This window comes from Romboutsia sp. Marseille-P6047 (assembly GCF_900604535.1).
Lineage (GTDB): Bacteria > Bacillota > Clostridia > Peptostreptococcales > Peptostreptococcaceae > Romboutsia_E.
This window is the reverse complement of sequence record NZ_UWOT01000008.1, coordinates 56,193-82,968: the sequence shown is the minus strand read 5'-3', so window position 1 is coordinate 82,968 and position 26,776 is coordinate 56,193. Positions and strand designations below refer to the sequence as shown.

Annotated in this window: 26 protein-coding genes, 1 pseudogene and 2 riboswitches; of the genes and pseudogenes, 22 read left to right on the top strand and 5 right to left on the bottom strand. The window is 27.9% G+C overall.

Features of this window, described 5'->3' with window-relative positions; all coding sequences use genetic code 11:
• The first annotated feature begins 102 nt into the window (after nt 1-102).
• The 4 genes from EIH23_RS09875 (at nt 103) to EIH23_RS09860 (ending at nt 3,718) form a co-directional block, all read left to right on the top strand.
• Nucleotides 103-780, top strand: a complete 678-nt coding sequence (locus EIH23_RS09875) for a sensor histidine kinase (RefSeq protein WP_279265881.1) — start codon at nt 103-105, stop codon at nt 778-780.
• A gap of 134 nt (nt 781-914) precedes the next feature.
• Nucleotides 915-2,267, top strand: coding sequence for an alpha-amylase family glycosyl hydrolase (locus EIH23_RS09870; protein ID WP_206425656.1), 1,353 nt, complete (start codon nt 915-917; stop codon nt 2,265-2,267).
• A 116-nt stretch (nt 2,268-2,383) separates the two neighbouring features.
• Nucleotides 2,384-2,884 (top strand): MATE family efflux transporter, encoded by a 501-nt coding sequence (locus EIH23_RS09865; RefSeq protein ID WP_122640124.1) that lies wholly within the window; start codon nt 2,384-2,386, stop codon nt 2,882-2,884.
• A 57-nt stretch (nt 2,885-2,941) separates the two neighbouring features.
• Nucleotides 2,942-3,718 carry an MATE family efflux transporter gene (locus EIH23_RS09860; RefSeq protein ID WP_122640123.1) on the top strand — a complete coding sequence of 259 codons (777 nt, stop codon included), beginning with the start codon at nt 2,942-2,944 and terminating at the stop codon, nt 3,716-3,718.
• On the opposite strand, the gene EIH23_RS09855 is transcribed toward EIH23_RS09860, so the two are convergent.
• A complete protein-coding gene (locus EIH23_RS09855; RefSeq protein ID WP_122640122.1) occupies nt 3,711-4,166 on the bottom strand; it encodes a threonine/serine exporter family protein in 456 nt (151 codons plus the stop codon). The genes EIH23_RS09860 and EIH23_RS09855 overlap by 8 nt on opposite strands.
• Nucleotides 4,166-4,954 (bottom strand): threonine/serine exporter family protein, encoded by a 789-nt coding sequence (locus tag EIH23_RS09850; protein ID WP_122640121.1) that lies wholly within the window; start codon nt 4,952-4,954, stop codon nt 4,166-4,168. The genes EIH23_RS09855 and EIH23_RS09850 overlap by 1 nt, the downstream gene beginning before the upstream one ends.
• 240 nt (nt 4,955-5,194) lie before the next feature.
• Here EIH23_RS09850 and EIH23_RS09845 point away from each other — a divergent pair, with 240 nt between their 5' ends.
• The 5 genes from EIH23_RS09845 (at nt 5,195) to EIH23_RS09825 (ending at nt 8,968) form a co-directional block, all read left to right on the top strand.
• Nucleotides 5,195-6,079, top strand: a complete 885-nt coding sequence (locus EIH23_RS09845) for an FUSC family protein (protein WP_122640120.1) — start codon at nt 5,195-5,197, stop codon at nt 6,077-6,079.
• Between the two features lie 163 nt (nt 6,080-6,242).
• On the top strand, nt 6,243-6,932 hold the full coding sequence (locus EIH23_RS09840) for a DUF969 domain-containing protein (protein ID WP_122640119.1): 690 nt from the start codon (nt 6,243-6,245) through the stop codon (nt 6,930-6,932).
• A complete protein-coding gene (locus EIH23_RS09835) occupies nt 6,932-7,861 on the top strand; it encodes a DUF979 domain-containing protein (protein WP_122640118.1) in 930 nt (309 codons plus the stop codon). Before EIH23_RS09840 ends, EIH23_RS09835 begins: the two co-directional genes overlap by 1 nt.
• A gap of 34 nt (nt 7,862-7,895) precedes the next feature.
• Nucleotides 7,896-8,537, top strand: a complete 642-nt coding sequence (gene pcp / locus EIH23_RS09830) for a pyroglutamyl-peptidase I (protein ID WP_122640117.1) — start codon at nt 7,896-7,898, stop codon at nt 8,535-8,537.
• Nucleotides 8,537-8,968 carry a gamma-glutamylcyclotransferase family protein gene (locus tag EIH23_RS09825; RefSeq protein ID WP_122640116.1) on the top strand — a complete coding sequence of 144 codons (432 nt, stop codon included), beginning with the start codon at nt 8,537-8,539 and terminating at the stop codon, nt 8,966-8,968. The genes pcp and EIH23_RS09825 overlap by 1 nt, the downstream gene beginning before the upstream one ends.
• 49 nt (nt 8,969-9,017) lie before the next feature.
• Here the strand turns inward: EIH23_RS09825 and EIH23_RS09820 are convergent, their stop codons facing one another.
• Nucleotides 9,018-9,713: a GntR family transcriptional regulator gene (locus EIH23_RS09820; protein ID WP_122640115.1), complete on the bottom strand. Its 696-nt coding sequence runs from the start codon at nt 9,711-9,713 to the stop codon at nt 9,018-9,020.
• 185 nt (nt 9,714-9,898) lie between these two features.
• On the opposite strand from EIH23_RS09820, the pseudogene EIH23_RS09815 reads away from it, so the two are divergent.
• The 6 genes and pseudogenes from EIH23_RS09815 (at nt 9,899) to EIH23_RS09795 (ending at nt 18,363) form a co-directional block, all read left to right on the top strand.
• Nucleotides 9,899-11,794, top strand: a pseudogene (locus EIH23_RS09815) (beta-glucoside-specific PTS transporter subunit IIABC).
• An 18-nt stretch (nt 11,795-11,812) separates the two neighbouring features.
• Entirely contained in the window at nt 11,813-13,282 is a 1,470-nt protein-coding gene (locus tag EIH23_RS09810; protein WP_122640114.1) for a 6-phospho-beta-glucosidase, read from the top strand.
• 231 nt (nt 13,283-13,513) lie between these two features.
• Nucleotides 13,514-14,986, top strand: a complete 1,473-nt coding sequence (locus EIH23_RS09805) for a protein adenylyltransferase SelO (RefSeq protein WP_122640113.1) — start codon at nt 13,514-13,516, stop codon at nt 14,984-14,986.
• Nucleotides 14,987-15,082: 96 nt separating this feature from the next.
• Nucleotides 15,083-15,168: riboswitch (cyclic di-GMP riboswitch) on the top strand.
• A gap of 205 nt (nt 15,169-15,373) precedes the next feature.
• Nucleotides 15,374-16,147, top strand: coding sequence for a hypothetical protein (locus EIH23_RS16620; RefSeq protein ID WP_243113378.1), 774 nt, complete (start codon nt 15,374-15,376; stop codon nt 16,145-16,147).
• A gap of 9 nt (nt 16,148-16,156) precedes the next feature.
• Nucleotides 16,157-17,554, top strand: coding sequence for a pectate lyase family protein (locus EIH23_RS16615; RefSeq protein ID WP_279265880.1), 1,398 nt, complete (start codon nt 16,157-16,159; stop codon nt 17,552-17,554).
• 224 nt (nt 17,555-17,778) lie between these two features.
• Nucleotides 17,779-18,363 (top strand): helix-turn-helix domain-containing protein, encoded by a 585-nt coding sequence (locus EIH23_RS09795; RefSeq protein WP_122640112.1) that lies wholly within the window; start codon nt 17,779-17,781, stop codon nt 18,361-18,363.
• 64 nt (nt 18,364-18,427) lie between these two features.
• Here the strand turns inward: EIH23_RS09795 and EIH23_RS09790 are convergent, their stop codons facing one another.
• Nucleotides 18,428-19,111, bottom strand: a complete 684-nt coding sequence (locus tag EIH23_RS09790; RefSeq protein WP_243113376.1) for a YczE/YyaS/YitT family protein — start codon at nt 19,109-19,111, stop codon at nt 18,428-18,430.
• A gap of 108 nt (nt 19,112-19,219) precedes the next feature.
• Complete coding sequence (locus EIH23_RS09785) at nt 19,220-20,173, bottom strand: calcium/sodium antiporter (RefSeq protein WP_122640111.1); 954 nt, start codon at nt 20,171-20,173, stop codon at nt 19,220-19,222.
• A 246-nt stretch (nt 20,174-20,419) separates the two neighbouring features.
• Here EIH23_RS09785 and EIH23_RS09780 point away from each other — a divergent pair, with 246 nt between their 5' ends.
• The 7 genes from EIH23_RS09780 to EIH23_RS09755 all read left to right on the top strand — a co-directional run bounded on the left by EIH23_RS09780 (nt 20,420) and on the right by EIH23_RS09755 (nt 26,703).
• Nucleotides 20,420-21,109, top strand: coding sequence for a Crp/Fnr family transcriptional regulator (locus EIH23_RS09780; protein WP_122640110.1), 690 nt, complete (start codon nt 20,420-20,422; stop codon nt 21,107-21,109).
• Nucleotides 21,110-21,151: 42 nt separating this feature from the next.
• A complete protein-coding gene (locus tag EIH23_RS09775) occupies nt 21,152-22,645 on the top strand; it encodes a YjjI family glycine radical enzyme (RefSeq protein WP_122640109.1) in 1,494 nt (497 codons plus the stop codon).
• Nucleotides 22,646-22,647: 2 nt separating this feature from the next.
• The gene (locus EIH23_RS09770) at nt 22,648-23,463 is read left to right on the top strand and encodes a YjjW family glycine radical enzyme activase (RefSeq protein WP_122640108.1); all 816 of its coding nucleotides are present in this window, start codon (nt 22,648-22,650) and stop codon (nt 23,461-23,463) included.
• A 50-nt stretch (nt 23,464-23,513) separates the two neighbouring features.
• Nucleotides 23,514-23,597: riboswitch (cyclic di-GMP riboswitch) on the top strand.
• Between the two features lie 128 nt (nt 23,598-23,725).
• Complete coding sequence (locus EIH23_RS16335) at nt 23,726-23,896, top strand: hypothetical protein (protein WP_164489039.1); 171 nt, start codon at nt 23,726-23,728, stop codon at nt 23,894-23,896.
• A gap of 391 nt (nt 23,897-24,287) precedes the next feature.
• Complete coding sequence (locus tag EIH23_RS09765; RefSeq protein ID WP_122640107.1) at nt 24,288-24,995, top strand: N-acetylmuramoyl-L-alanine amidase family protein; 708 nt, start codon at nt 24,288-24,290, stop codon at nt 24,993-24,995.
• A 59-nt stretch (nt 24,996-25,054) separates the two neighbouring features.
• The gene (locus tag EIH23_RS09760; RefSeq protein WP_279265875.1) at nt 25,055-25,273 is read left to right on the top strand and encodes an alpha/beta-type small acid-soluble spore protein; all 219 of its coding nucleotides are present in this window, start codon (nt 25,055-25,057) and stop codon (nt 25,271-25,273) included.
• Nucleotides 25,274-25,524: 251 nt separating this feature from the next.
• On the top strand, nt 25,525-26,703 hold the full coding sequence (locus EIH23_RS09755; RefSeq protein WP_122640105.1) for an SAM-dependent methyltransferase: 1,179 nt from the start codon (nt 25,525-25,527) through the stop codon (nt 26,701-26,703).
• The last annotated feature ends 73 nt before the right edge of the window (nt 26,704-26,776 follow it).

The window sequence follows — 26,776 nt, the reverse complement described above, 5'->3', positions numbered from 1 at the left end:
TACATAAATTTAAATATATTAAATAAAAGTATATTAAGGAAGTTACATTAAATAAATTTTTAAATATATTAATAATTATAAGAGAGTAAAAATAGTTATTTAATTAATTTATCTCATGAGTTAAGAAAACCTTTGAATGTTATAAATAGCACAAATCAACTAATCTTAGGTTTAATGAAAAAAGGTTCAAATCTTGAACACAGTAAATTGAGCTATTATATAGATATATCACAAAAAAATTGTGATAGATTATTAAATTTAGTTAACAACATAGTTGATAATACTAAACTACAAAATGATATGTATGTTATAAATTTAAAAGAAGTAGGTATAGTATACTTAGTTGAAGAAACTTCATTGGCACTAGTTGATTATGTACAATCAAAAGGTATTGATATTATAATAGACCCAGATGTTGAGGAGAAAACTATATTCTGTGATTCTTATGAAATTGAAAGATGTATAGTAAATTTAGTTGGTAATGCAGCTAAATTTACACCAAAGGGTGGTAATATAACTGTAAGTGTAAAAGATTTAAATGATAGGGTTATGATAAGTGTTAAAGATACAGGCGTTGGAATAGATGAGAAATATCATAAAACTATTTTTGAGAGATTTAGTCAAGTAACAGAAATGAGTAATAAAGCAAAATTAGGAAGTGGACTTGGGCTTGCAATAACTAATCAAATTGTAAAGTTACATAAAGGCGAAATTTATGTGGAGAGTAAGCTTGGAGAAGGTAGCAATTTTGAATTATATTACCAGTTAATCCAAATTTAAAAGATAAAAAATGAGCAACAAATAAAAGGACTAGCTAAGCGTAGCTAGTCCTTTTATTATATACAACTGAATAACAAATTAAAAAAACTAATATAATGAATATAAGGTATTTAACTATGAAAGGAGAGATTGTTATGGCATGGTATGATAAGGCTGTAATATATCATATATACCCTCTTGGACTTTGTGGTTGTAGACATGAAAATAGTGGAGTGGCAGAAAATCATTTTGAAAAACTTAATAAATGGGCAGAGCATGCTAAAAAAATAGGATGTACATGTATTTATATAGGTCCCTTATTTGAATCTGGTTCACACGGATATGATACTATAAATTATAGAAAAGTGGATAAAAGACTTGGAAATAATAAAGACTTTAGAAATTTTATAAGTAATTGCCATAAAATAGGGCTAAAAGTAATTGTAGATGGAGTATTTAATCATGTAGGTAGAAATTTTTTTGCTTTTGAGGATTTAAAGAAAAATCGTGAAAATAGTAAATATAGAAACTGGTTTTGTAATGTAAATTTCTTGGGAAATAATGAGTATAATGATAGATTATGTTATGAAAATTGGGGAGGATATAATCTTCTTGTCAAATTAAATAATAACAATGAAGAAGTAGTGAAATACCATCTAGATACAGTTAAGTTTTGGATAGATGAATTTGATATTGATGGAATACGACTAGATGTTGCAGAAGTTTTAGATTTTAATTTTATGAAAAGACTTAGAATATTTACTGAAAACTTAAAAAATGATTTTTGGTTAATGGGTGAGGTAATACATGGTGATTATAGTCGTTGGGCAAATAGTGAGATGTTACATTCTGTGACGAATTATTCAATGTATAAATCTATTTACTCAAGTCATAATGATCACAATTATTTTGAGTTAGCACATAATATTAAACGTATGATAGAAATGACAGGGAAATTAAGGCTTTATACATTTGTAGACAATCATGATGTATCACGTATATATAGTATTTTGAAAAATAAAGAACATATATATAACACTTTATTACTTCAATACACCATACCTGGCATTCCTTCTATATATTATGGTTCAGAATTCTGTATAGAAGGGAATAAGAATCAAGGTGATGATTGGAATCTTAGGCCATGTTTAGACTTAAACAATTATAAAGATTATTATTATAAAAATAAAATAACTAATCTTTTATGTAAACTAGGAGAACTTAAAGCAAATTATTTAGAATTAACTTATGGTGATTATAAAGAACTTAAATTAACAAATCGTCAATTTGCATTTGCTAGAATATTAGAAAATCATGCAGTTGTAACAATAGTTAATAATAATTACAAATCTATAACTATGGAAATAGATATGCCATTTGAAGTAAGTAATGCTGTTGACATTTTAGATACTACTAAAAATAATAATTTATTAAAGATAGATACAAAAAGAAAGAAATTAATTATAGATATTCCTTCTAACAGTGGGGGGCTTTTATATATTAAGTAAGAGCAAAAGTATTATTAAATAAATTTATTTATATGATTAAAGTATCATGAAACTTAATTGATTGTAATATAAAACAATATGAGAACTTAATGATAATAGAAAAATAAGGTGATTTTATGGATATAGAATGTGATAAATTAAATCAAAGTGAATATCTAAAGATTGCAATACCATTTATGTTATCAACACTTACTCAACCTTTATTAGGTATAGTTGATACTGCAGTAGTTGGAAGAATGGAAAGTCCTATATTTATAGGGGGAGTATCCATAGGAGTTACTATATTTAATACATTATATTGGTTATTTGGATTTTTGAGGGTAAGTACTACTAGTTATAGCGCTCAGGCCATAGGGGATGATAATAATAAAAAGAAAATAGAAGCTTTTATACATCCCTTAATTATAGCTATTATAGTAGGATTAGGATTTATATTAATGAAGGATATTATATGGACACTGGCAATGAAGATATTAGCACCAGAAAAATTAGTAATGGAGCAGTCACGTATATACTATAATATATTAATTTATGGAGCTCCTGTTGTATTTGTAAATTATGTTATTTTAGGATGGTTAATGGGGCAATCAAAAGTGAAAGAGTCTGTTACAATGTAGGTTGTTGGCAATATAGTCAATATAGTATTGGATGTATTATTAGTATGGAATTTTGGAATGAAGGTAGATGGAGTAGCTATAGCTACTTTATTTTCTCAATTATTTACATTAGTATTAGGTATTAAATTCATGTTCAGTTCTAGTGGATTTAAATGTAAAGATGTATTAAATAAAAATATATTAGATAAGAATGAAATACTTAATAAGATATTTGCTAATTCAGATTTTATAATACGTACTATATGTCTTTTGATAGTGAATAATATGTTTATGGCAAGTAGCTCATCTTTTGGAACTGAGATACTTGCAGCAAATACTATCATTCTACAACTAGAAAGTGTGATTTCATATTTATTTGAAGGATTAGCAAATGCATCTAGTGTATTTGCAGGAAGGGCAGTAGGAAATAAAAATAGTAATTTATTAAATAATACAATAAAGATAACCTTTAAGTGGAGTTTTATATTTATGGTTTTACTTACTATACTTTATATATTTTTTAGAGAGAGAGTAATTTTTTTATTTACAAGTATAGAAGAAGTTGTTACAAATGTTAAGATTTATGATTTTTGGATAATCATTTATCCATGTATAGCATGTATGAGCCTTACATTTTATGGGGTTTTCACTGGAGCTATGGAAACTAAAGCGATAAGAAACTCTACATTTTTATCAATGATATTATTTATAATAACTTTAAAAATAACAGCTCCTATATTTAAAAATTATGGTCTTTGGTTTGCGTTTTTAACATATTATTTTGGCAGAACTATATTTTTATTAATTTACCTAAGAAAATTGAATAGCAATATAAAAGATAAAGCTGCTATTTAGCAGCTCTTTTTAATTCAGATATGTTAACTGTTTTTACTAATGATGTTACAACAAGTACACCTAGAGTTATTGAACCACCAACGAATAGCACACTAGAACCTTTAGATATTGCTAAGGCGAAATTACTTTGTACTAAGTAAAGCATGGTCTTATACATACCAAGTCCAGGGACAAGAGGTATAATTCCGGGAATCACAAAAACTATAGCTGGTTGCTTTAATTTTCTTGCTAGTATTTCACTTACTAAAGAAACTAAAAAAGCAGCTATAAAATTTGAAAAAGGATCATTATATGTAAATGTATATAAATAATAATATACACTCCACCCCAATCCTCCGGTAAATCCACATGGAATCAATGTAGATTTAGGTGCATCTAAAAATACGGAAAAGCCTATAGTAGCAAAGAATGAATATAAAAAATGCATATAAACAGGCATATTTGTCATTAAAGTATACCTCCTAATCTGATCCAAATATCTAAAATAATACCAACTCCGCAGGCAATACTTATAGCAGTAACAGTCGCGTCAAAAGCTCGAGCTACACCGGAAATTAAATCTCCAGAAATTAAGTCTCTAATTCCCTTAATAAATGAAACACCAGGAAGAAGAGGCATAATAGATCCTACGATTAGCATGGTTGGTGTATCTACTATATTAATATGGGATAATAAAACCCCAATAAAGGCTATAAAAATAGATGCAATTAAGCTAGAAAATGCAGGTATACTACTCAACTTCATAGTTTTATTGTAAATAATAACTGCTAAAATAGATGTAATAAAGGTAGATATAAAAGTTTGTAAGTTATCTCCACTTAAAACACCTGCGAAAAAGGCTGAGCCAATTCCTGTACAAATATAAGCTACTATAGGAGAATATGAATTTACACTATTTAATCTTTTTAGTTCTATCATAGCATCTTTAACGGATAAATTAGTATCATTTACAAATTTCCTAGAAAGGCTATTTAATAATGAAATTTTGTTTAAATTTATAGATCTAGACTTTATAGTTTTCATAAATGCATAACCATCAAATCTATAATCAGAAATGATTATAACTGTAGGAGACGTAAAAACATTTATATGGTTAAAACCTCTAGACTTACAAATCCTAAGTATTGTATCTTCAACACGATAAGTTTCAGCTCCATTTATAAGCATAAGTTCACCAATAAATAGTGCCAGTCGAAGAACATTTTTTTTATAATCATGATCAAACTCTTTGTCCATAAATAAACCTCCTATAAATTTAGCAAGAGTTATAATTTATTTTTCCTAAATAGTCCATCTTATATTTATGTAATATAAAAAAACTAGGTTTTATCTTGTAAACTTATTGGTAAGTATAAAATACAAATTTAAATTTTATTTACAAGATACTAGAACAAGTTGTTCTAGTATTTTTATGTGTTTAAATAATTGTATATAATTTACATTATGATATAGTAATATTGAGTGGAGGTGTTGAATTTGAAATTACAAAAACCTGGAATGAGAACTATAAAAACCGGTATAGGTGTTATGTTGTGTATATTAGCTGGAAAGTTAAATATAGCTGATAACACTTTTTATGCTGCAATATCTTGTGTTATATGCATGCAAGCAACAGTAAAAAGTTCTTTAGTCGTAGGTAAAAATAGGTTAAAGGGTACATTTGTAGGTGGTGTAGTAGGATTTTTATTTGTAAGTATTAGACCTGGTGACCCTATATTATCATGTTTAGGAGTAATTGCGACTATATATATATGTAATATTTTAAATATAAACAAATCTATAAATATTGCATGTATAGTATTTTGCGCTATAGAATTAGGAACTGGAAGTTCAAATCCATTGAGCTATTCTATTTATAGAATATTAGATACATCGATAGGTATCCTTATCGGAGTAGCTGTAAATTATATAATATATAGACCTAACTATTTAGATAAAATCTATAATGAAATTAAAACAATAGAGGATAAATCTATTGAGCTATTAAGATATGAGGTTGAAAATGGAATTCATATGGATAAATCTTCTTTAATTAAAGATATTTCTAACCTTGAAGCACTATATAAAAAATTCTTAGAAGAGCTAGAATATAGTAATTCAGAAATTGATGATAAAAAAATTAACAATATAATAGAGATTTGTAAGCAGATATACATGCATCTTCAAGTTTTAGAAAGTATGAAGAAAAAATGTTATATAAATGAAGAAAATTATAATAAATGTAAAGATTTATATGATGAATTAGCTAATGATATAGAAATAAAAGATGATATAAGTCCAGTTTATAACTATCATATAAGTATCGTAATTCAGCATATAAATGAAATTCGTAATATATATGAAGAAAAATCAATTAGCTAGCAAAGCGAACTCTAAATAGAGTTCGTTTTTTTATATATAGAGAAATAAAATATAAGTAAAAATTTTTAGAAAATTTTAAAAAGTATGTCGAAAAATGTTTACATTTAAAAATTAACATTATATAATAAATTAACTGAATATTAAAAAAAAAGGAGAAGTCAATATGGAATTAATAGGAATATTGATAATTATAATTGGATTTGCGCTAAAATTAGATACTATAGCAGTTGTAGTTTCAGCTGGAATTGCTACAGGGTTAGTTGCAAATATGAGTATAACAGAAACTTTAAGTACCTTAGGAGAGGCATTTATAACAAATAGAACAACTTGCTTATTTATGCTTACAGTACCAATAATAGGATTATGTGAAAGATATGGGTTAAAAGCTAAAGCAATAATGCTTATAAAAAAAGCAAGTAATTTATCAACAGGAATACTATTAAGTGGATATACACTTATAAGAGAAGCAACGATAGCAATGGGGGTTACATTAGGTGGTCATCCTCAGTTTGTTAGACCATTAGTAAGCCCAATGGCAGAAGGTGCAGCCATTGCAAAGTATGGAGAATTAGACGAAGAAGACTTAGATAAAATAAGAGCTTATTCAGCTGCATCAGATAATATAGGTAATTTCTATGGTCAAAATATATTTATGGCTAATGCAGGAATACTTTTAATAGCATCAACATTAGAAGGTCTAGGAATGAATGTAGATACACTTCAACTGGCGAAAGTAGCTATACCAGTGGGTGTTTTAGCTATAATACTATGGGTTTGTCAAAATAGATTATTAGATAGAAAATTAAAGAAAAAATATATGTCTAGAAAAAATAATGTAGGAGGTGCAGAATAATGGATATAGCAAAGCTTTCAAATACATTATTAGAAATATTTTATATGATGATAGGGTTATACATGATAGTTACTATGGTGTTCACTATAAAAGATAAAAATCATAAAACAAGAATAGGAACTTCAATATTTTGGGGAACTCTAGCGATAGTGTTTATGTTTGGAAATTACATACCAAGTATATTAGTAGGAGTATTAGTAGTTTTAATAGCGTTATTATCAGTGACTAAACAAATAAATATAGGAACATTAAAACAGTTAGATGAAACATTTGCGAATTTAAAAGCAGAGAAATTAGGTTTGAAAATATTTATACCATCTTTATCAATTGCAGTAGTAGCAATGATAATAGCATCATTTACATATTTATCAGGAACAGTAGCAATCGGTATATCAGCTACAGTAACTTTATTATTAACATTTGTAATAACTAAAGCAAATGTTGGTGAATTTTTAGAAGATAGTAATAGAATGTATCAATCAATGGGAGCATTTACAATATTACCTCAATTATTAGCTTCATTAGGCGTTTTATTTACAGCAGCTGGAGTAGGAGATAAGATATCTTCTATAATATCTGGGGTTATACCAACTGGAAATATATTAGTTGGAGTTATAGCTTATTGTGTTGGTATGGCATTATTTACAGCTATAATGGGTAATGCATTTGCCGCATTCTCAGTTATAACAGTAGGAGTAGGTTTACCATTTGTATTTGCTCAAGGAGGAGATCCTATAGTATGCTCTACTCTTGCGCTAACAGCTGGATATTGCGGAACGCTATTAACTCCGATGGCAGCAAACTTTAATATGTTACCTGCAGCATTACTAGAGCTTAAGGATAAAAATGCGGTAATAAAAGCACAAGCGCCAGTGGCATTAGTATTACTTATAGTTCATATTTTCTTAATGTATACTTTAGGTTTTTAATTTAAATTAACAGATATTTTTAGGAGGAAATTATATGAAAATATTATTAACAGGATTTGATCCATTTGGAGGAGACGCAGTAAACCCAGCAGAAGAAGCTGTAAAAATGGTAAAAGACGAGATAAATGGTGCTCATGTAATAAAAATAACTATACCTACAGTTAGAACTAAGTCAGTTCAAGTTATAGAAGATGCAATAAAAGAGCATAATCCTGATTTTGTAATATCTGTGGGACAAGCTGGAGGTAGATTTGACATAACTCCAGAAAGAGTAGCTATAAATATAGATGATTTTAGAATAGAAGATAATGAAGGCAATCAGCCAACTGATGAAGTGATACAAGAAGATGGTCAAGCTGCATACTTTTCAAATTTACCAGTAAAAGCAATGGTAAAACATATGAATGAAAATAATATACCAGCAACATTATCTAATACAGCAGGAACATTTGTATGTAATCATGTTATGTACGGAATATTATATATGATAGATAAAAAATACCCTAATATAAAAGGTGGATTTATACACATACCTTACATGACTTCTCAAATTATAGATAAGAAAAATACACCATTTATGTCTTTAGATGAAATAGTAAAAGGACTTGAGCTTGCAATAGAAGCATGTACTTTGTATGATAAAGATATAAATGCTATAGGTGGAGAAATTTGCTAATGAAAAATATAAATGTTTTTGTCTATGGAAGTTTAAGAGATGGATTTTTTAACTATGAGAAATATTTAGCTGGTAAGGTATTAGAGAAAAAAACTGCAAAGTTAGAAAATATGAGATTATATCACATGCCTTATAAAGGATATCCAGCTATAATATCAGGTGAAGACATTATAAATGGAGAAATTATAGTGATAGATCCAAATTTCTATGAGGAAACTATAAAAGCAATGGATGAAATGGAAGGATTTAAAGGAAAAGATAATCCAGAAAATGAATATGATAAGATAATTCTTGAAGTTAAGAATATAAGCGATAATGAAATTGAAAAATGCTTTGTTTACTTCTACAATAAAAATAATGATCAACGTTTTGAGAAAGAATCAATTTATATTCAAAGTGGGGATTGGAAGAAATATATGCATAGTAAGTAAAAAAGGAATGTCTAAAGTGATTTTAATCATTTTATGACATTCCTTTTTTTTAAGATTGAAAGAAAAACTTAGAGTTTTCATAATGATAAGTTACCTTAGAAGCATTAAAAAGAACTCCTGATGTCAAATAAACTTGTTCATCTACTATTAATGCAGGATCCCCAGAATTTAAACCTAATAAACTAGCAGATTCACTGTCTAATTTTTCTATAATCATATAGATATCAGAAAATGCAAAATTTAGATTTAATGATTTTTCTAAATACTCGTAAATTGAACATTCTACTATATCTTTAGTTAGATAGGGAACAATGCTCTTTTTATAGTAAGCTTCTTCAATACAGAAAATCACATCATCTAAGTATCTTAATCTTTTTACCATATAAACTTCATCGTATTCATTACATTCCAGTAAGTCTGCAATTTCTTTTGTTGCATTAATAAGATCAAATTCTAAAACCTTTGAAGTTACTTTAGAACCTTTAAAGTTATTAGTAAATCCAGGAATTGTAGAGAAGTTAACATATCCTTTTCTATTTTTTCTTCTAACAAATATACCGCTACCTTGAACTTGATATACCATACCTTTTGTTACTAATAATTCTAAAGCTTTAACTATAGTACTTTTGCTGACACTATAATCTGAAGCTAAAGTTTCTACTGTAGGAAGCTTTGTTCCTTGAGATAAATCGTTATCATATATGTAATTTTCAATATCATTTGCAACTTGTTGATATTTCAGCATATTTACTCCCTCATTACTTTAATCATATTTTGTATAAGTATAGCATAAAACATAAATTAATCCAAGTTAATGAAAATGTTTGCAAAAACTGTTAACTAATTATACCGGTATAATTACAATATAAACATACAATAAATTTATCAAGATACACTTTGGGATAAAATTGATTAAATGGGGGAATAAAAATGTCAAATAGCATTCGTGACTATGAAAAGTTAGCAGTGGATATTATTGAAGCTGTTGGTGGGGAAAAAAATATAACAGGCGCTGCAAGATGTGCAACAAGGCTTAGGTTAGTATTAAAAGAAACACCTAAAGATGCAGTAGATAAAGTATCTTCACTTACTGGTGTTATAACTGTGGTACAAAATAATGGACAGTTCCAGGTTGTAATAGGGACACATGTAGGGAAGGTATTTGATAAGGTATCAAGTATAGTTAATTTAGAAAATTCATCAGATGAAAGTGAAGCAAAAGGAACTATTTTAAATAGGGTAATAGCAACAATGTCTGCAGTTTTTGCACCTTTTATATACATATTAGCAGCAGCAGGTATATTACAAGGATGTTTAATATTAGCAAATTTAGCATTTCCAAATTTTTCAGGTACAGGTGTAAATCAAGTATTAGATTTTATATCTTGGGCACCATTTACCTTTTTACCAATATTCATAGCTATAACAGCATCTAGACATTTTAAATGTAATACATATATAGCGATAGCATGTTGTTGTGCATTAGTAAGTCCAACTTGGTCTGATATAGCATCACAAATAGCTAATGGATCAGTTGTGAGCTTTATGGGAATAAAGTTATCAGAAACAGTTTATACTTCATCAGTTTTACCACCGTTATTTTTAGTATGGATATTATCATATGTTGAAAGATTTGTAGAAAAAAATTTACCAGAAGTGGTTAAATCATTGTTTACACCTCTTTTATGTATGGTAATTATGGTACCACTTACAATAGTAGCAATAGGACCAGCTTCTGATGGTTTAGCTACAGCAATAGCAAATGGATATAATTATCTGGTTGCTTTATCACCAGCAGTCGCAGGTGCAATAATAGGTGGATTATGGCAAGTAGTAGTAATATTTGGAGTTCACTGGGGAGTAACTCCTATGGTATTAGCAAACTATGATATGTATGGTATGGATACATTCCAAGCATTCCAAACAATGGCAGTTGTTGCTCAAGCTGGAGCTGTTTTAGGAGTATTTGTAAAAGCAAAAAATAAACAGACTAAGAATATAGCACTTTCAGCTGGTATAACAGGAATATTTGGTATAACGGAGCCAGCTATATATGGAGTAAATTTAAAGTACAAAAAGCCTTTTATATGTGGTTGTATAGCAGGAGCTGTAGCTGCAGTAGTAGCATCTTTCTTTAATGCTCACTACTATGCGTATGCAGGACTTCCAGGTGTACTAACAGTAGTAAATGCTATAAATCCAAGCAATCCAACATCAATAGTAGGAGAATTAATAGGTTGTGCAATAGCATTATTTGGTGCAATAATATTAGTTCAAATAGTTGGATTTGGAGAAAAAGAAGAAGAAAAAGAAGTAATTGAAACAATTACTAGTATGGAACCTAGTTTAATAAATAGTAATGAAGAAATAAAAAATGCTATAAGTGGAAAAGTTATAGCACTTTCAGAAATATCTGACCCAGTGTTTTCTTCCGGGGCTATGGGAAAAGGAATTGCAATAGAACCAAGTGATAATAAAGTATATGCACCATTTGATGGAACTGTAGAATTTATAGCAGAATCTAAACATGCAATAGGTCTACGTTCTGAAAATGGAGTAGAGCTATTAATACATGTTGGTATGGATACAGTTCAAATGAAAGGATAAGGATTTGATATAAAAACAAAAGTTAATTCGAGAGTAAAATGTGGAGATTTACTTCTAGAATTTGACAGAAAGGCAATAAATTCAAAAGGATATTCTTTAATTACGCCAGTTGTAATAACTAATTTTGATTCTTATGAAGAAAGTGCATTATGCATAAATGAAGAAGCTAGTTACGGAAAAACAATAATTAATCTTAAAGCAGTACCACAAAATATATAATTATTAAGGAGAGATATTATGAATCAATTACCAAAAGATTTTTTATGGGGAGGAGCTTTTGCAGCTCATCAATTTGAAGGTGGATGGAATGCAGGTGGAAAAGGTCCTAGTGTTATAGATGTAATGACTGCAGGTGCTCATGGTGTTCCTAGAGAAATTACTGAAACAATTATGCCAGATAAGTTTTATCCAAATCATGAAGCTATAGATTTTTATGGAAGATATAAAGAAGATATAGAATTACTTGCAGGAATGGGATTAAAGTGCTTAAGAACATCTATTGCTTGGACAAGAATATTTCCAAAGGGAGATGAATTAGTTCCAAATGAAGAAGGACTTAAATTCTACGATGATGTATTTGATGAACTATTAAAGCATGGAATAGAACCAGTTATAACATTATCTCACTTTGAATTACCGCTTCATTTAGCTAGAGAATATGGAGGATTTAGAAATCGTAAATTAATAGATTTCTTTGTTAGATTTGCAGAAGTATGTTTTGAAAGATATAAAGATAAAGTTAAGTATTGGATGACTTTTAATGAAATAAATAACCAAATGGATACTAATAATCCAATATTCTTATGGACTAACTCAGGTGTAACTCTTAAAGAGAATGAAGATCCTAAAGAAGTGTTATATACAGTTGCTCACAATGAACTATTAGCAAGTGCAAAAGCAGTAATAAAAGGGCATGAAATAAATCCAGACTTCAAAATAGGTTGTATGGTATCTCATGTTCCTATATATCCATATTCTTGTAATCCAGATGATATAATGGCTGCAGAGGAAGCTATGCGTCAAAGATTCTTCTTCTTAGATGTCCATACTCGTGGATATTATCCAAGTTATGCAGTAAAAGAATTTGAAAGACAAGGATATGATATAGGTATACAAGAAGGAGATGAAGAAATACTTCGTAAAGGAACAGTTGATTATATAGGATTTAGTTATTATATGTCTACGACAGTTAAATCTGATGTACATAATGATAATACTGGAGATATAGTGAATGGTGGATTAGAAAATGGCGTTGAAAATCCATATATAAAATCTAGTGATTGGGGATGGGCAATAGATCCAGTTGGTCTAAGATATACATTAAATCGTATATATGATAGATATCAACTGCCTATGTTTATAGTTGAAAATGGATTTGGAGCAGTAGATGTAGTTGAAGAAAATGAAGAAATTCATGATATAAATCGTATAGATTATTTAAAACAACATATAGAAGAAATTAAAAAAGCTGTAAATTATGATGGAGTAGACTTAATGGGATATCCCCCATGGGGAATAATAGATTTAGTATCATTTACTACAGGCGAAATGAAGAAGAGATATGGTATGATATATGTAGATCGTGATAATGAAGGTAATGGTACTATGAAGAGGTTACGTAAAGATTCATACTTTTGGTATAAAAGAGTTATAGAATCTAACGGAGAACAAATCGAAGTAGACAATGTAAAAGAAAAATGTTTTTAATAAATTTAAAAACAAACTAAAAGTCACTCTGATTAAATCAGAGTGACTTTTAGTTTGTTTTATATTATCGTTATGAACATTATAAGTGAAAATACAGTTGAGTTTTATAATTAAATTTTACTGTCTAAAATTACAAAAAAAGGATTAAAGATTTGTGTTAAATAAGATTATTTGAAATGATTAATAAGGGTATATTAATTAATAAATCTAAATTAAAATAAAGGAGGAAAAATGACTTATATAAAAAATGCAAATAACATGGGATGGAATTTTGATAATACGTATATAAATTTATCTGATTTTTTTTATAGTAAAATTAATATAGATCCAGTATCATCACCAAAGTTAATTATATTAAATGAGCAATTGGCAAAAAATTTAGGTTTTAATATTGATTCCTTAAAAAGTTATGAAGGAACTTTAATATTCTCAGGAAATAAGAAAATAGAAGGTGGAGAATATATTGCTCAAGCATATGGAGGTCACCAGTTTGGGCACTTTACAATACTAGGTGATGGAAGAGCTTTATTAATAGGAGAGCAAATAACACCGTTAGGTGAAAGATATGATATTCAACTTAAAGGTTCAGGAAAAACTCCATACTCTCGTGGAGGAGATGGAAGAGCGGCACTTGCTCCAATGCTTAGAGAATATATAATAAGCGAAGCAATGTATGGACTCGGAATTCCTACTACGCGTAGCTTAGCTGTAGTTAAAACTGGTGATCCAGTGATTAGAGAAGATATAAAAAAAGGTGCAATATTAACTAGAGTTGCTTCAAGTCATATTAGATTTGGTACATTTCAATATGTATCGAGCTTTGGGTCACACCAACAACTTAAAGATTTAGCTGATTACTGTTTAAAAAGACATTTTCCTCATATCAAAGATGATAGTAATAAATATATTAATCTACTTAATGAGGTTATAAAATCTCAAGCAAGTCTTGTTTCTAAGTGGCAATGTGTAGGTTTTATACATGGAGTTATGAATACGGATAATATGACTATAAGTGGAGAAACAATTGACTATGGGCCATGTGCATTTATGGATGAATACAATCCTAATACTGTATTTAGTTCTATAGATAGAAATGGAAGATATTCATATAAAAATCAACCTATTATGACAGAGTGGAACTTATGTAGATTTGCAGAATCATTATTACCGTTGCTAAATGAAGATAGGAATAAAGCTATACAAATAGCTCAAAATGCTATTTCTAACTTTTCTGAGATATATTATTCAAATTGGATATCTATAATGAGGTCTAAGCTTGGATTATTTGATGAAGAGGTTGAAGATAAATCTATTATTAAAGATTTGCTTAATATGATGGAGAAGTATAATGAAGATTATACTAATACATTTATCTCATTAACATTTGATAATAATAAAGAAAGTTCAATGTATAATAGTCAGGAATTTAAATATTGGTATAAATTATGGCAGGAAAGATTACAAAGACAAGGAAAGTCAAAAGAAATGGTTAAAGGACTAATGATGAATTCAAATCCAGCTGTAATTCCAAGAAATCATAGAGTTGAAGAAGCTCTTGATGCTGCTAATAAAGGTAATCTTAATGTTATGAAAAGACTTCTTGAGGTTCTATCTAAACCATATGAACATTCAAAAAAACAAGAAGAGTATTCTAAATTACCTAAGCCATCAAATTGTCCTTATAGAACTTATTGCGGAACATAATAAGAATAACAATACTAGAAAAATTTTCTAGTATTGTTATTCTTATAAAGATATTCTATTGAAATAGATATAAATATATGATAAATTGTTTTTACAATAAAATAATGGCAAATTTGGAGAAATCCAAAGACGCAAAGCTAAAGGGGCTAAGGTAATTATTACTATGCCAGCCAGTTGCCGAAGAATATTTATTCTTTGTTCTTATAAAATAAGATTATATTTATTTAATATATTTAATTAAATATAGATTAGGTTGTAATGATTTATATGGAAACTATCCTCTTTCTTAAGTTAGGATAGTTTTTTTATTGCAAAATAAAACTAAAGAATTAAGATTTTATCGGAATACCCTTAGCTACAATAAATTTATAAAAGGGAGATTTAAATTTGAAGATGAAAATTTTATCAAAAGCTATAGCATCTATGACTATAGCGTCAATAATATCTACTAATGTAGCTATTATTGCAAGTGCAATAGAGAATAATACAGGCCATATAACTCAATTAAGCAAAGTTTCTATATTAGAAAGTAAAGGATGGTTAGAAAGTATAAGTGTTGAATGGAAGCCGATAAAAGAGGCTAAAGGGTATAATGTTTATTATAAGCTAGCATCTGAATCATATTATAAATATAAAAAAATAGACGATGAACTAATAAGGCAATACTCATCATATTTTAGAGCAGATATACTGGGTCTTTCAGAAGGCGAATACATTATAAAAGTAATTCCTACAATAGATAATAAAGAAGAGGTATCTTTACAAGGAATAATAACAGATATAGAAGTTAAAAATCATACAAGAGAAGGTTTTGGGTTCTCTAAAGAATCTCCTATGAAGACTAGCTCAGGAGGATATAATGATAATGGAACAGTTAAGAATGATTCAAAAATAATATATATAACATCAGAAAATGTTAATACAGTAACGTTAGATGTTATTACTAATAGCAAAGGGAGTAAAACTAAATGTACAGGTATAGTAGATATACTATCAAAACGTCCAAAAGGTTATGATAAAACACCTTTAATAATACGTATGATTGGAGAAATAAAAGGATCAGATATTATAGGACTTAATTCAAGTGGATATTTACAATTAAAGGGAATATATAATGTTACTTTTGAAGGTGTAGGAGAGGATACTACAGTATATAAATAGGGATTTTTAATTAGAGATTCTCATAATGTAGAATTAAGAAATGTTGGTATAATGTTATTCCCAGATGATGCAATTTCACTGGATACAGGGAATGAGAATATATGGATTCATAATAATGATATATTCTATGGAAGTGCAGGAAGTGATGTAGACCAGGCAAAAGGAGATGGTTCAGCTGATGTTAAGGGAAAATCAACCTATGTAACAATTTCATACAACCATTTTTATGATTCAGGTAAAGCTTCACTTTGTGGAATGAGTGATACTGAAGAGTTTTTTGTAACGTATCATCATAATTGGTTTGATCATTCAGACTCAAGGCATCCTAGAATAAGAGTCGGTACAGTGCATATTTATAATAATTATTTTGATGGAAATTCAAAATATGGAGTTGGGGTAACTAAAGGCAGTTCAGCTTTCGTAGAAGCTAGTGATTTTAGAAATACTAAATATCCAATGCTTATTTCATTACAAGGCAGTGATATATATGGAAATGGTAAAGGAAACTTCTCAGGTGAATCTGGTGGTATGATCAAAGCATATAACAACAAGATATCAGGTGAATCAAGAATTGTATATGCAAGTCAAAATTCAACACAGTTTGATGCTTATTTAGCAATTTCGAGAAATGAAATAGTTCCAAGTACATATAAGACTTTAAGTGGAGCAAATACATATAATAACTTTGATACAAGTTCTAAAATGTATGAGTATACTCCAGATAATATAGAAGATGTAAGAGGTATTGTTACAAACTATTCAGGAAGAGTAAATGGTGGAGATTTTGAGTGGAAATTTACAAGTGCTGATGATATTAGTTCTAGCGTAAATATAGAGTTAATGAATGCAATCAAAGGATACAAAAGTCAATTAATTTCTATTGGTGGTGGATCAATAGAAACATTAGAGCCAGTAATACCAGATGAACCACAACAACCTGAAGAAATTCCACCAGTTACACCAGAAGAACCGGAAAAACCAGAAGTAGATCAAACACCATCGACTCCTGATGAATCAATAATAGTTAAGCATAACTTTACAACGGATAATAAAAGTAGTAACTTCTTTGATATATCAGGAAATCTTTCAAGTACGAAAGGAACAGTAAAATATAATGATTTAAAACTTACTAAATGCTTAAAAATGGAGTCTTCAACAAGTATTAAATTTATAACTGAAAATAATTCAAAACTTATATTGGTATTAAATTCAACATTTAATAAAGACGTGGTGATTGATGGACAAGAATATACTGCAAATAACGGAGTTATAGAAATGGAATTAGAAGTAGGAGAGCATATAATAACTAAAGGTGATACAGGTAATTTATATTACATAGGTTTAGAAATAAATAAAACATTTAAAGCTAATGAAAGATTGAATTCTCAACAGGTCCTGTATATATAGAAATTAATAATGATAATCAAGAGGTTATAAACAGGGAAAAATATTATAACTCGATAGATTTATAAAGGGAATATAAGAAAATAATATATTATTATAATGAAAAATCATATGTTTAAGACTATTACTATATTAGAGCAGAACCTATAGATTAAGAGAAAACTCTACGGAGAGTTTATTGAATGATTTTACTAAATAGTTTAAATTATATCTAAGGAGTGATGTTAATGGACTGTAAAAAAATAGGTAAATTAATATATAATCTAAGAAAAGAAAAGAACATGACACAAAAACAAGTAGCTGATTTAATGAATATTAGTGATAAAACAATAAGTAAATGGGAAAGAGGATTAGGGTGTCCAGATATATCATTACTTTCAGAGTTAGCAGAAATCTTTTGTGTAAGTGTTGATAGAATATTAGAAGGAGAGATAAATTTAAACAACTTAGTAGGAGGAAATATGAATAAATTAAAATTTTATGTATGTCCACAATGTAATAATTTAATGACAGCTACGGGCAATGCAGAAATATCATGTTGTGGGAAAAAATTAGAAGCATTAGAAGCAAAGAAATCAGATGAAAAACACGTTTTAAATATAGAGCCTGTGGAAGATGAGTTATATATAACGTCTAATCACTCCATGGACAAAGAACATTATATATCTTTCTTAGCATATTTAAAAGGAGATAGTGTACTTATTGCAAAGCAATATCCTGAATGGGATCTTCAACTTAGATTGCGTAAGCGAGGACACGGAAGATTATTCTATTATTGTACAAATCATGGATTATTTTATCAGATAGTATAATCTGTTAAATGTAAAAAGTGTAGATAAGTTTGTTTATATAGACTATCTACACTTTTTATATAATTTATTTAATAAATAATTGCTTACTCTCATTTTCTTTATTTAAAAGATTTCTTATATAATTAATGTCATCAACAATATACCTATGCTGAACTTTAGTACCATCAAATTTACATAATTTAAATGTAAGCTGAATAAAATAACCTAATCCAAGTGCACTAATAACAGTTCCTATTCCAACAGTACCACCTAAAAAATAACCTACACTAAGTGCTATAATTTCCATTAGTCCTCTTATAAGTGTTAGCGATTTACCTGTTCTTTTTTGAATTGCAACCATCATACCATCTCTAGGACCACTTCCAAATCCAGAACCTAAATAAAGTACACATCCAATTCCCATAAAAAACATTCCGACTAACATCATAATAAGCCCAGGAATAAAGTTATTAGCTATAGGAACTAGATTATTTAACATTAGAATATCCATGAGAACTCCAACTAAAATCATATTAATAATAGTACCCCAACCTAAATTCTCACCAAGCACTATATCAATAATAACGACTATAACTCCAATTATAATACTTGCTTTTCCCATAGTTATACCTGTTAGATTATATATACCTTCGTGTAATACATCCCAAGGTGACAAACCTAAGTTAGCATTTATCATCATTACAATACCTAAGGCACAAAAACAGAATCCTACTATCATTTTAAAAAATCTGAATATAACTGATTTCAATTTACTTATACTCCCCTCAATAATAATATCCTTATATAGGATACCATAACTATCATAATATTTATAAAAAATGACTGCAAATAATTTGAATTATTTGCAGTCATTTTACTATCTTAGAATAGTATAAATCATATATGCAACATATATAATAACTAATATTAAGCCATGCTTTTTTACAAGAGAAGAATCTTTCTTCATAAATAAATATAAAAGAACTGTTATAGCAACCATAAATGCTATATCTATTAAAGCGAACATGCTTATAGTTATAGGATAAATTGTAGTGGCTAATCCTAAAACTAATAGTATATTAAATAAGTTAGATCCAATAACATTCCCAATAGCTATTTCAGTTTCACCCTTTTTTATAGCAACAATAGATGTAACAAATTCAGGTAAAGATGTACCAACAGCAACAATTGTTAACCCAACTAAGTTAGCACTCATACCAAATGAAGTTGCTATAGAAGTAGCAGAATTTACAACCATATCACCGCCAATAACTATACCTATTATACCTATGATACATAATAATAATGTTTTAAGCATAGGAATTTCACTTACAACTTCATCTTCTATAGCTGTTGTAGCAATTTCATCTATAGATGAATTTTTACTAGATGCTTTTGCACTTTTTATAGTATTTATTAAGAAGTAAGTAAATAAGGATAGTAAAATAATACCTTCTATTCTACTTATTTTTAAATCTACTCCGAATAATAATAGAATAGCACTCACAATTATTAAAAATGGAGCATCTTTTTTTATTGTATTTTTCTCCACAGGCAATTTAGCTATTAAAGATGATACACCAAGAACCATAAGGATATTAAAAAAGTTAGAACCAACAACATTAGCAACACTCATATCATTTTGACCAGCTAATGATGATGTTATACTTACAGCTGCTTCAGGTGCAGATGTTCCCATTGCAACTATAGTAAGTCCTATAATCATAGAAGGAACGTTAAATTTTTTAGCTATAGATGCAGCACCTTCTACAAATATATCAGCTCCTTTTATTAAGAAAAAGAATCCTACAATTAAAATTAAAAATGACATCTCAATTCCTCCAAAATAAAATTTAATATAATCATCTAAAAGAATAGAATACCATAATTAACGTTAATTTACAATTTATAAGCAGAGTATTAGTAGCAATTATTATCTTAATTAGTGTAGATTTTTTATTGTAAAGAATATATTATAAAAATGTATATAGAAGGACATATGTCCTTTTAGGAAGTATAAAAATAATGATAAAATAATTATAGAACAAATCATTTGTTCGTTAGGAGAAAATAAAATATGCAAGAAAGCTTGTTTTATAATCGGATAAAAGATAAAAAAGTAAAAGACTTTATAAATAAAATACCTAATCATATAAAAAGGCAATGTAAATTAGTAAGATTTGAAAAAGGGAAATTAATAGTACTTAAAGGAAATAGTATTGAAAGTGTATATATAAGTTGTGAAGGAAATATGCAAGTAAAAAATGAGTTTGAAAATGGGTTTGTATATAGCTTTGCAAATGTCAAACCGATAGCATATATTGGCGTAATGGAAATTATGGCTAATCAACTAACTTACTCTTCAACTCTTCAAACTACTACAGAGTGTATAGTAATAGAAATTCCTAAAAGGGATTTTATTAAATGGATTCAAAATGATCAAAAATTGACATTAGAAATTCTACATTTTGTATCAAAGACTATGTATGATCAATCATTAAGTACTGGAGAAGTACTTGCATATCCAGCAATATGTACATTAATAAACTATTTAATTAATGTTTTTGAGAATGAAGATAAAAATATAGTATTTTTAGAAAAAACTAGAGAAGAAATAGGCTCAATATTAGGTTTTTCTACTAGAACAATCAATAGAAACTTAAAAACATTAAAAGAGGAAAATTTAATTTCAGTAAGTAGAAAAGGTATTACAATAACAAAAGATCAGTTTTATAAACTATCAGAAAAATTGGATTCAATAAAATAATTTTTAAATATAAAATACATATAAATTTAGGGGGAAATACTTATGGAACAAGTATTAAACATTATAAAAAATGAAACATTAACTTACAACCAACAAGTACTGCAATTAGCTGGACAAGCTGAAAGTACTCTTAATGTATTAAATATAGATGAAGAAACTAAACCTCTTCTTGATGCAGAAATAATCTGCACTATGTTTGAAGGAAATGCACCTTATAGACCAAGATATGTAATACCTAATTATGAAGTATTAATGGAAAAAGGATGCGAATTTTTAGATCTAAAACCACCAACAGATATATGGGAAGCTACTAATAGCTTACTTATACTATATAAGCATGTACCATCGATAACTTCGTACCCAGTATACTTAGGAAATATAGATACATTATTAGAGCCGTTTGTAAAAGATGAAGAAGAAGCATATAAAGCTATAAAATTATATCTAACTCATATAGATAGAGCGCTTACAGATTCATTCGTTCATGCCAATATAGGTCCAGTAGATACTAAGGCAGGTAGACTTATATTAAAAGCAATGAAAGAGCTAGAGTGTGCGATGCCTAACTTAACAGTCAAATATGATAAAGATATAACATCAAAAGAGTTTATAGAATTATGTGCAAGTACAGCTTTAGTTACAGCTAAGCCTAGTTTTGCAAACCACAAAATGGATACGAAAGATTTTGGAACTGAAAACTATGCTATTGCAAGTTGTTATAATGGATTTATAATAGGTGGGGGTGGATATACCCTAGTAAGATTAGTTCTTAGTAGATTGGCACAAACAGCAGAATCGATAGAAGATTTCTTAGATAATAAGTTACCTTTTGCTGCTGAAAAGATGCTTGAATATATAGATGAAAGAGTAAGATTTTTAGTAGAAGAGTCTGCATTCTTTAAGTCAAACTTCCTTGTAAAGGAAGGGTTTGTAAATAAAGATCTGTTCACAGGAATGTTTGGAATGGTTGGACTTGCTGAAGCAGTAAACTATTTATTAAATGCTAGAGAACAAAAGGATAGATTTGGTCACTCAAAAATAGCAAATGATCTAGGTGAAAGAATAATAGAAAAACTTAATTCAATAGTAACTTCATATAAATCTAAATATGTAGGATGTTTTAATGGAAATCATGTAATGCACTGTCAGGTAGGGATAGATTCAGATACAGGGATATCACCAGGGTGTAGAATACCTGTAGGTGAAGAACCAGAAATATTTGAACATATAGTTCAATCTGCTCCGTATCATAAATATTTCTTTAATGGTATAGGGGATATATTTGTATTTGAAGATACTTATAAAGATAATCCAGAAGCTATAGTAAATATTGTAGATGGAGCATTTAATAATGGCATAAGATATATATCAGCATATTCAGGTGGATGTGATGTTGTTCGTGTTACTGGATATCTTGTTAAAAAATCAGAGGTTGCAGAATTAGAAAGTGGAAAAGCAGTTAAGAATAATGCTACAGTATTTGGTATGAATGCTAAAAATGGAGCAAAAGCATTTGATAGAAGGCTTAGAGATTAATTATGGCTTTAGTAAATAAAATAATACCATTTTCTTGTATAGATGGACCAGGAAATAGAACGGCTATATTTTTCCAAGGATGTAATCTAAGGTGTACTTATTGCCATAACCCAGAAACTATAAATATGTGTACTAACTGCGGCAAGTGCGTTTTAACTTGCCCAGTTGAGGCACTAAAAATAGAAGATAAAAAGGTAGTTTGGAATAAAGATATATGTGTAGAGTGTGATAATTGTATAAAAACATGTGAAAATTTATCAACTCCAAAAACAATAGAATATTCAGTAGAAGAATTATTTGAAGAAATAAAAAAAATAAGACCATTTATACAGGGTATAACTGTTAGTGGAGGAGAATGTACACTTAATGCAGATTTCTTAGTGAAATTATTTACTAAGGTAAAAAGAGAGTTAAATCTTACTTGTTTCGTTGATACTAATGGGACATTAGATTTAAGTCAAAGAGAAGATTTAGTAAATATTACTGATAAATTTATGTTAGATGTAAAATGTATGGATAAAGATGAACATATAAAAATTACAGGTAAAAAAAATGAGATTGTAATAAAAAACTTGCATTATCTTTTAGAAAAAGATAAACTTCATGAAGTTAGAACTGTAGTAGCACCTAACTTAAATAATGAATATACAATAAAAGAGGTAGCAAAAATTATAGATAATAAATGTAAATATAAACTTAATGCTTATAGAAAATATGGAGTAAGAAAAGAAGGTTTAGAACTTCATGGGGAAGTAGGTCCTAATGAAGAAGAAATGAAAAATTTCTACAATTATACAGATATATCTAATAATATATAAAATAAATATTGTAAAAAATTTATTTTGATGATATTATTTAAGAGAAATTAAAATTTTATAGGCAAATTTAGAGAAATCTAGAGACGCAAAGCTAAAGGGGCTAAGGTTAAAAGCTATGCCAGCCAGTTGCCAAAGAATAACTATTCTTTGTTTAAGCAGAAATCTTATGCTAATAGTATAGGTATATTTTCTGTTGTTTATTTGGATTGGCAACTACCCTTTTATTAACAAGGGTAGTTTTTTTATACGAACGGTATATATTATGAAAATAATGTTATTGATATTAATTACATCATCAATAGCTATTAATATATCACCAGAATTAAATATTTTTACTGACGAAGTAGGAGTAGGTATCAAAGACACGAAGTTGTCACAAGCTGAAAATAAAAAACTAATTGAAACAGAAAAAATAAACTTAAAAACTTATTAAATTATTCAAACTTACTAGATATAAGTAGGGCTGGAACAACTAATAATACTATAGAAAAGTGGAATAATTTTAAGAATGCTAGAAGTAGAACTAAACAAACTTTAGATGATACAAACAAAACTATAGAAGAGTTAAGTTATATAAGATGGTATTTACATTACTGTATAGAAGAATTACAAGTAAAATAGATATATTAAAGCTATATAATTAAAAATTAATATAGAAAGTTTCAAACTCAATTATTTAAAATATCCATGTATAATTACTATTTAGTTATGCATGGATATTTTTATTGGTAAAATCTCAATATATATTAAGTTTATTTTAAGGTTTGAATAGTATTATGAAAAAATACTTGATATATATTTAGATAAGGGAGAAATATAAAAATATGATAAACAAAAGAATAAATAAAGATCCATTTAAAGTTATATCCATAATTTTATTAATTTTATTTGGTATTAGTATTTATATAATGCTAAATAATAAAGACGAAAATAATGTTGTATTAAGTAATAAGGTTAAGTGTACTTCACAAGAAGATAAAAAAATAGTAGTTATAGATATGGGTCATGGAGGAAATGATGTGGGGGCACAAAGTATAGATGGAGAAACTAGTGAAAAAGACATATCTCTTGAGATTGGTCTTAAAGTCACTGAAATAATAGAAGAGAATAGTAACATAGAAGTGTTAAATACTAGAGATACAGATGAATATTTATCTTTAAGTGATAGAATTGAATTTTGTAATGATAATAATGCTGATATATTTGTATCTCTACATTGCAATGCAGATCCTAATGGAACATCATCAACTAATGGAATTGAAACATTTTATTGGAAAAACGAGACAGATGAGTCATATGATCTTGCTAATTCAATTCAATCAAGTATAATAAACAGTTTAGATGTTAGAGATAGAGAAGTTAAAAGAGATGATTATGCTGTTGTTAAAAGTACTGATTGTCCTTCTGTATTGGTTGAAATGGGTTTTTTGACTAACAACGTAGAATTGAATAATTTATCAGATGAGGAGTATCAAACCAAGATGGCACAAGCTATAGTAGATGGAATACAAGAATACTTAAATATTGAATAATTTTATAAAATAAGAACACTATAAATAAGAATATTTAAGTTGAATAAGAGGTGATGTATATGTCTAATAAACCAGTTGATCCAAATGCAAAAGAAGCATTAAATCAAATGAAATTAGAAATTTCAAATGAATTGGGTATAAATAATAGTACAAATGGTGCTAATGATACTTCTTTCCAAAATGGAGAATTAGGTGGAAGAGTTGGTGGTCAAATGAGCAGAAGATTAGTTGAAATGGGAAAAGAAGCATTATTAAGACAATATAATAGTAGAAAATAAAAACAAAGTATGGATTATCTATATGATAATCCATACTTTGTTTTTTTTATGTATATATATTAAATTATATTATTTATATTAAGTATTACTAAATACAATTTAGTAAATAATAATCAATATATTAGGAAAAAATAGGAATAAGGCTGATTTAAATAAATAGAATGATAAGTAGTTATAGTTAGAGAAATAATTTCTACTATTAATAGAGAGAATTTTAGTTAATATATAAGTTAAATAAGGAGGGATAAAGAATGGATTTAGACAAAATTTTTCTTAAATCATTTTTAAAAATATTTGAAAATGAATCTTTTACTGTTGAATTTTGGGATAAAGAAGAAATTAAATTAGGAGGAGAAGAATCTTTATTTAAGATTATTTTAAAGAAACCTATTAGTAAAAAGGATATACTCACAAGTACTTCATTAGTATTTGGAGAGGAATATATGAATGGAGATTTAGAGGTTGAAGGTGATTTTTTATTAATGCTTAATACAGTTTTAAAGTATAAGGAAAAATTTTTAACGAATTTTAAAGCATTACCAAATTTATTTTCACATAAAACATCTAAAAATAAGCAAAAAGAACAGGTTTCATATCATTATGACTTAGGTAATGATTTTTATAGCCTATGGTTAGATAAAACTATGAGTTACTCATGTGGTTATTTTAAGGAAGATAAAAACTCATTGTACGAAGCTCAAATGAATAAAATTAATCACTTATTAAAAAAATTAAACTTAAAAGAAGGATTAAGTTTATTAGATATAGGTTGTGGTTGGGGAGCATTACTTATAGAAGCAGCAAAAAAATATAAAATAAAGGGATTAGGTATAACATTAAGCGAGGAGCAGTATAAAAAATTTAAAAGTAGAATAGAAAGTGAAAATTTACAAGAGTATTTAGATGTTAAGTTAATGGACTATAGAGAGTTAGAAAAATCAGGTCTTACGTTTGATAGAGTTGTAAGTGTTGGTATGTTAGAACATGTTGGTAGAGAAAATTACGACTTGTTTATGAAAAATGTTTCTACCGTTTTAAATAAAAGTGGAATATTTGTACTTCATTATATAAGCGGTTTATGGGAATCTGAGGGAGATGCATGGATGAGAAAATATATATTTCCAGGTGGAGTGATTCCAAGCTTGAGAGAAATTATATATATATCTTCAAATTATAGATTTTACGTAGAAGATGTTGAAAGTTTAAGATTACATTATATGAAGACTTTATTAAAATGGGCTGAAAATTTTGAAAAAAATATAGATTTAATTAGAGAAAAGTTTGATGAAAGATTTATAAGAATGTGGAAAATATATTTATATTCTTGCGCATCTTGCTTTTATAATGGTGTGATAGATCTTCATCAAATTGTATTTACAAATGGCGTTAATAATGAGCTACCTTTAACTAGGAATTATATTTATGAATAAAAACGGAAAAGCACCTATCAAAGATAGATGCTTTTATTTGGGCTAGCGTAATACTTATATATTTATATAAGTT

Excerpts from the sequence above, each read along its gene's own strand:
- EIH23_RS09870 (WP_206425656.1), top strand. The coding sequence starts at position 915 with ATGGCATGGTATGATAAGGCTGTAATATATCATATATACCCTCTTGGA.
- EIH23_RS09865 (WP_122640124.1), top strand. The coding sequence starts at position 2,384 with ATGGATATAGAATGTGATAAATTAAATCAAAGTGAATATCTAAAGATT.
- EIH23_RS09860 (WP_122640123.1), top strand. The coding sequence starts at position 2,942 with ATGAAGGTAGATGGAGTAGCTATAGCTACTTTATTTTCTCAATTATTT.
- EIH23_RS09855 (WP_122640122.1), bottom strand. The coding sequence starts at position 4,166 with ATGACAAATATGCCTGTTTATATGCATTTTTTATATTCATTCTTTGCT.
- EIH23_RS09850 (WP_122640121.1), bottom strand. The coding sequence starts at position 4,954 with ATGGACAAAGAGTTTGATCATGATTATAAAAAAAATGTTCTTCGACTG.
- EIH23_RS09840 (WP_122640119.1), top strand. The coding sequence starts at position 6,243 with ATGGAATTAATAGGAATATTGATAATTATAATTGGATTTGCGCTAAAA.
- EIH23_RS09835 (WP_122640118.1), top strand. The coding sequence starts at position 6,932 with ATGGATATAGCAAAGCTTTCAAATACATTATTAGAAATATTTTATATG.
- pcp (WP_122640117.1), top strand. The coding sequence starts at position 7,896 with ATGAAAATATTATTAACAGGATTTGATCCATTTGGAGGAGACGCAGTA.
- EIH23_RS09825 (WP_122640116.1), top strand. The coding sequence starts at position 8,537 with ATGAAAAATATAAATGTTTTTGTCTATGGAAGTTTAAGAGATGGATTT.
- EIH23_RS09820 (WP_122640115.1), bottom strand. The coding sequence starts at position 9,713 with ATGCTGAAATATCAACAAGTTGCAAATGATATTGAAAATTACATATAT.
- EIH23_RS09810 (WP_122640114.1), top strand. The coding sequence starts at position 11,813 with ATGAATCAATTACCAAAAGATTTTTTATGGGGAGGAGCTTTTGCAGCT.
- EIH23_RS09805 (WP_122640113.1), top strand. The coding sequence starts at position 13,514 with ATGACTTATATAAAAAATGCAAATAACATGGGATGGAATTTTGATAAT.
- EIH23_RS09795 (WP_122640112.1), top strand. The coding sequence starts at position 17,779 with ATGGACTGTAAAAAAATAGGTAAATTAATATATAATCTAAGAAAAGAA.
- EIH23_RS09785 (WP_122640111.1), bottom strand. The coding sequence starts at position 20,173 with ATGTCATTTTTAATTTTAATTGTAGGATTCTTTTTCTTAATAAAAGGA.
- EIH23_RS09780 (WP_122640110.1), top strand. The coding sequence starts at position 20,420 with ATGCAAGAAAGCTTGTTTTATAATCGGATAAAAGATAAAAAAGTAAAA.
- EIH23_RS09775 (WP_122640109.1), top strand. The coding sequence starts at position 21,152 with ATGGAACAAGTATTAAACATTATAAAAAATGAAACATTAACTTACAAC.
- EIH23_RS09770 (WP_122640108.1), top strand. The coding sequence starts at position 22,648 with ATGGCTTTAGTAAATAAAATAATACCATTTTCTTGTATAGATGGACCA.
- EIH23_RS16335 (WP_164489039.1), top strand. The coding sequence starts at position 23,726 with ATGAAAATAATGTTATTGATATTAATTACATCATCAATAGCTATTAAT.
- EIH23_RS09765 (WP_122640107.1), top strand. The coding sequence starts at position 24,288 with ATGATAAACAAAAGAATAAATAAAGATCCATTTAAAGTTATATCCATA.
- EIH23_RS09760 (WP_279265875.1), top strand. The coding sequence starts at position 25,055 with ATGTCTAATAAACCAGTTGATCCAAATGCAAAAGAAGCATTAAATCAA.
- EIH23_RS09755 (WP_122640105.1), top strand. The coding sequence starts at position 25,525 with ATGGATTTAGACAAAATTTTTCTTAAATCATTTTTAAAAATATTTGAA.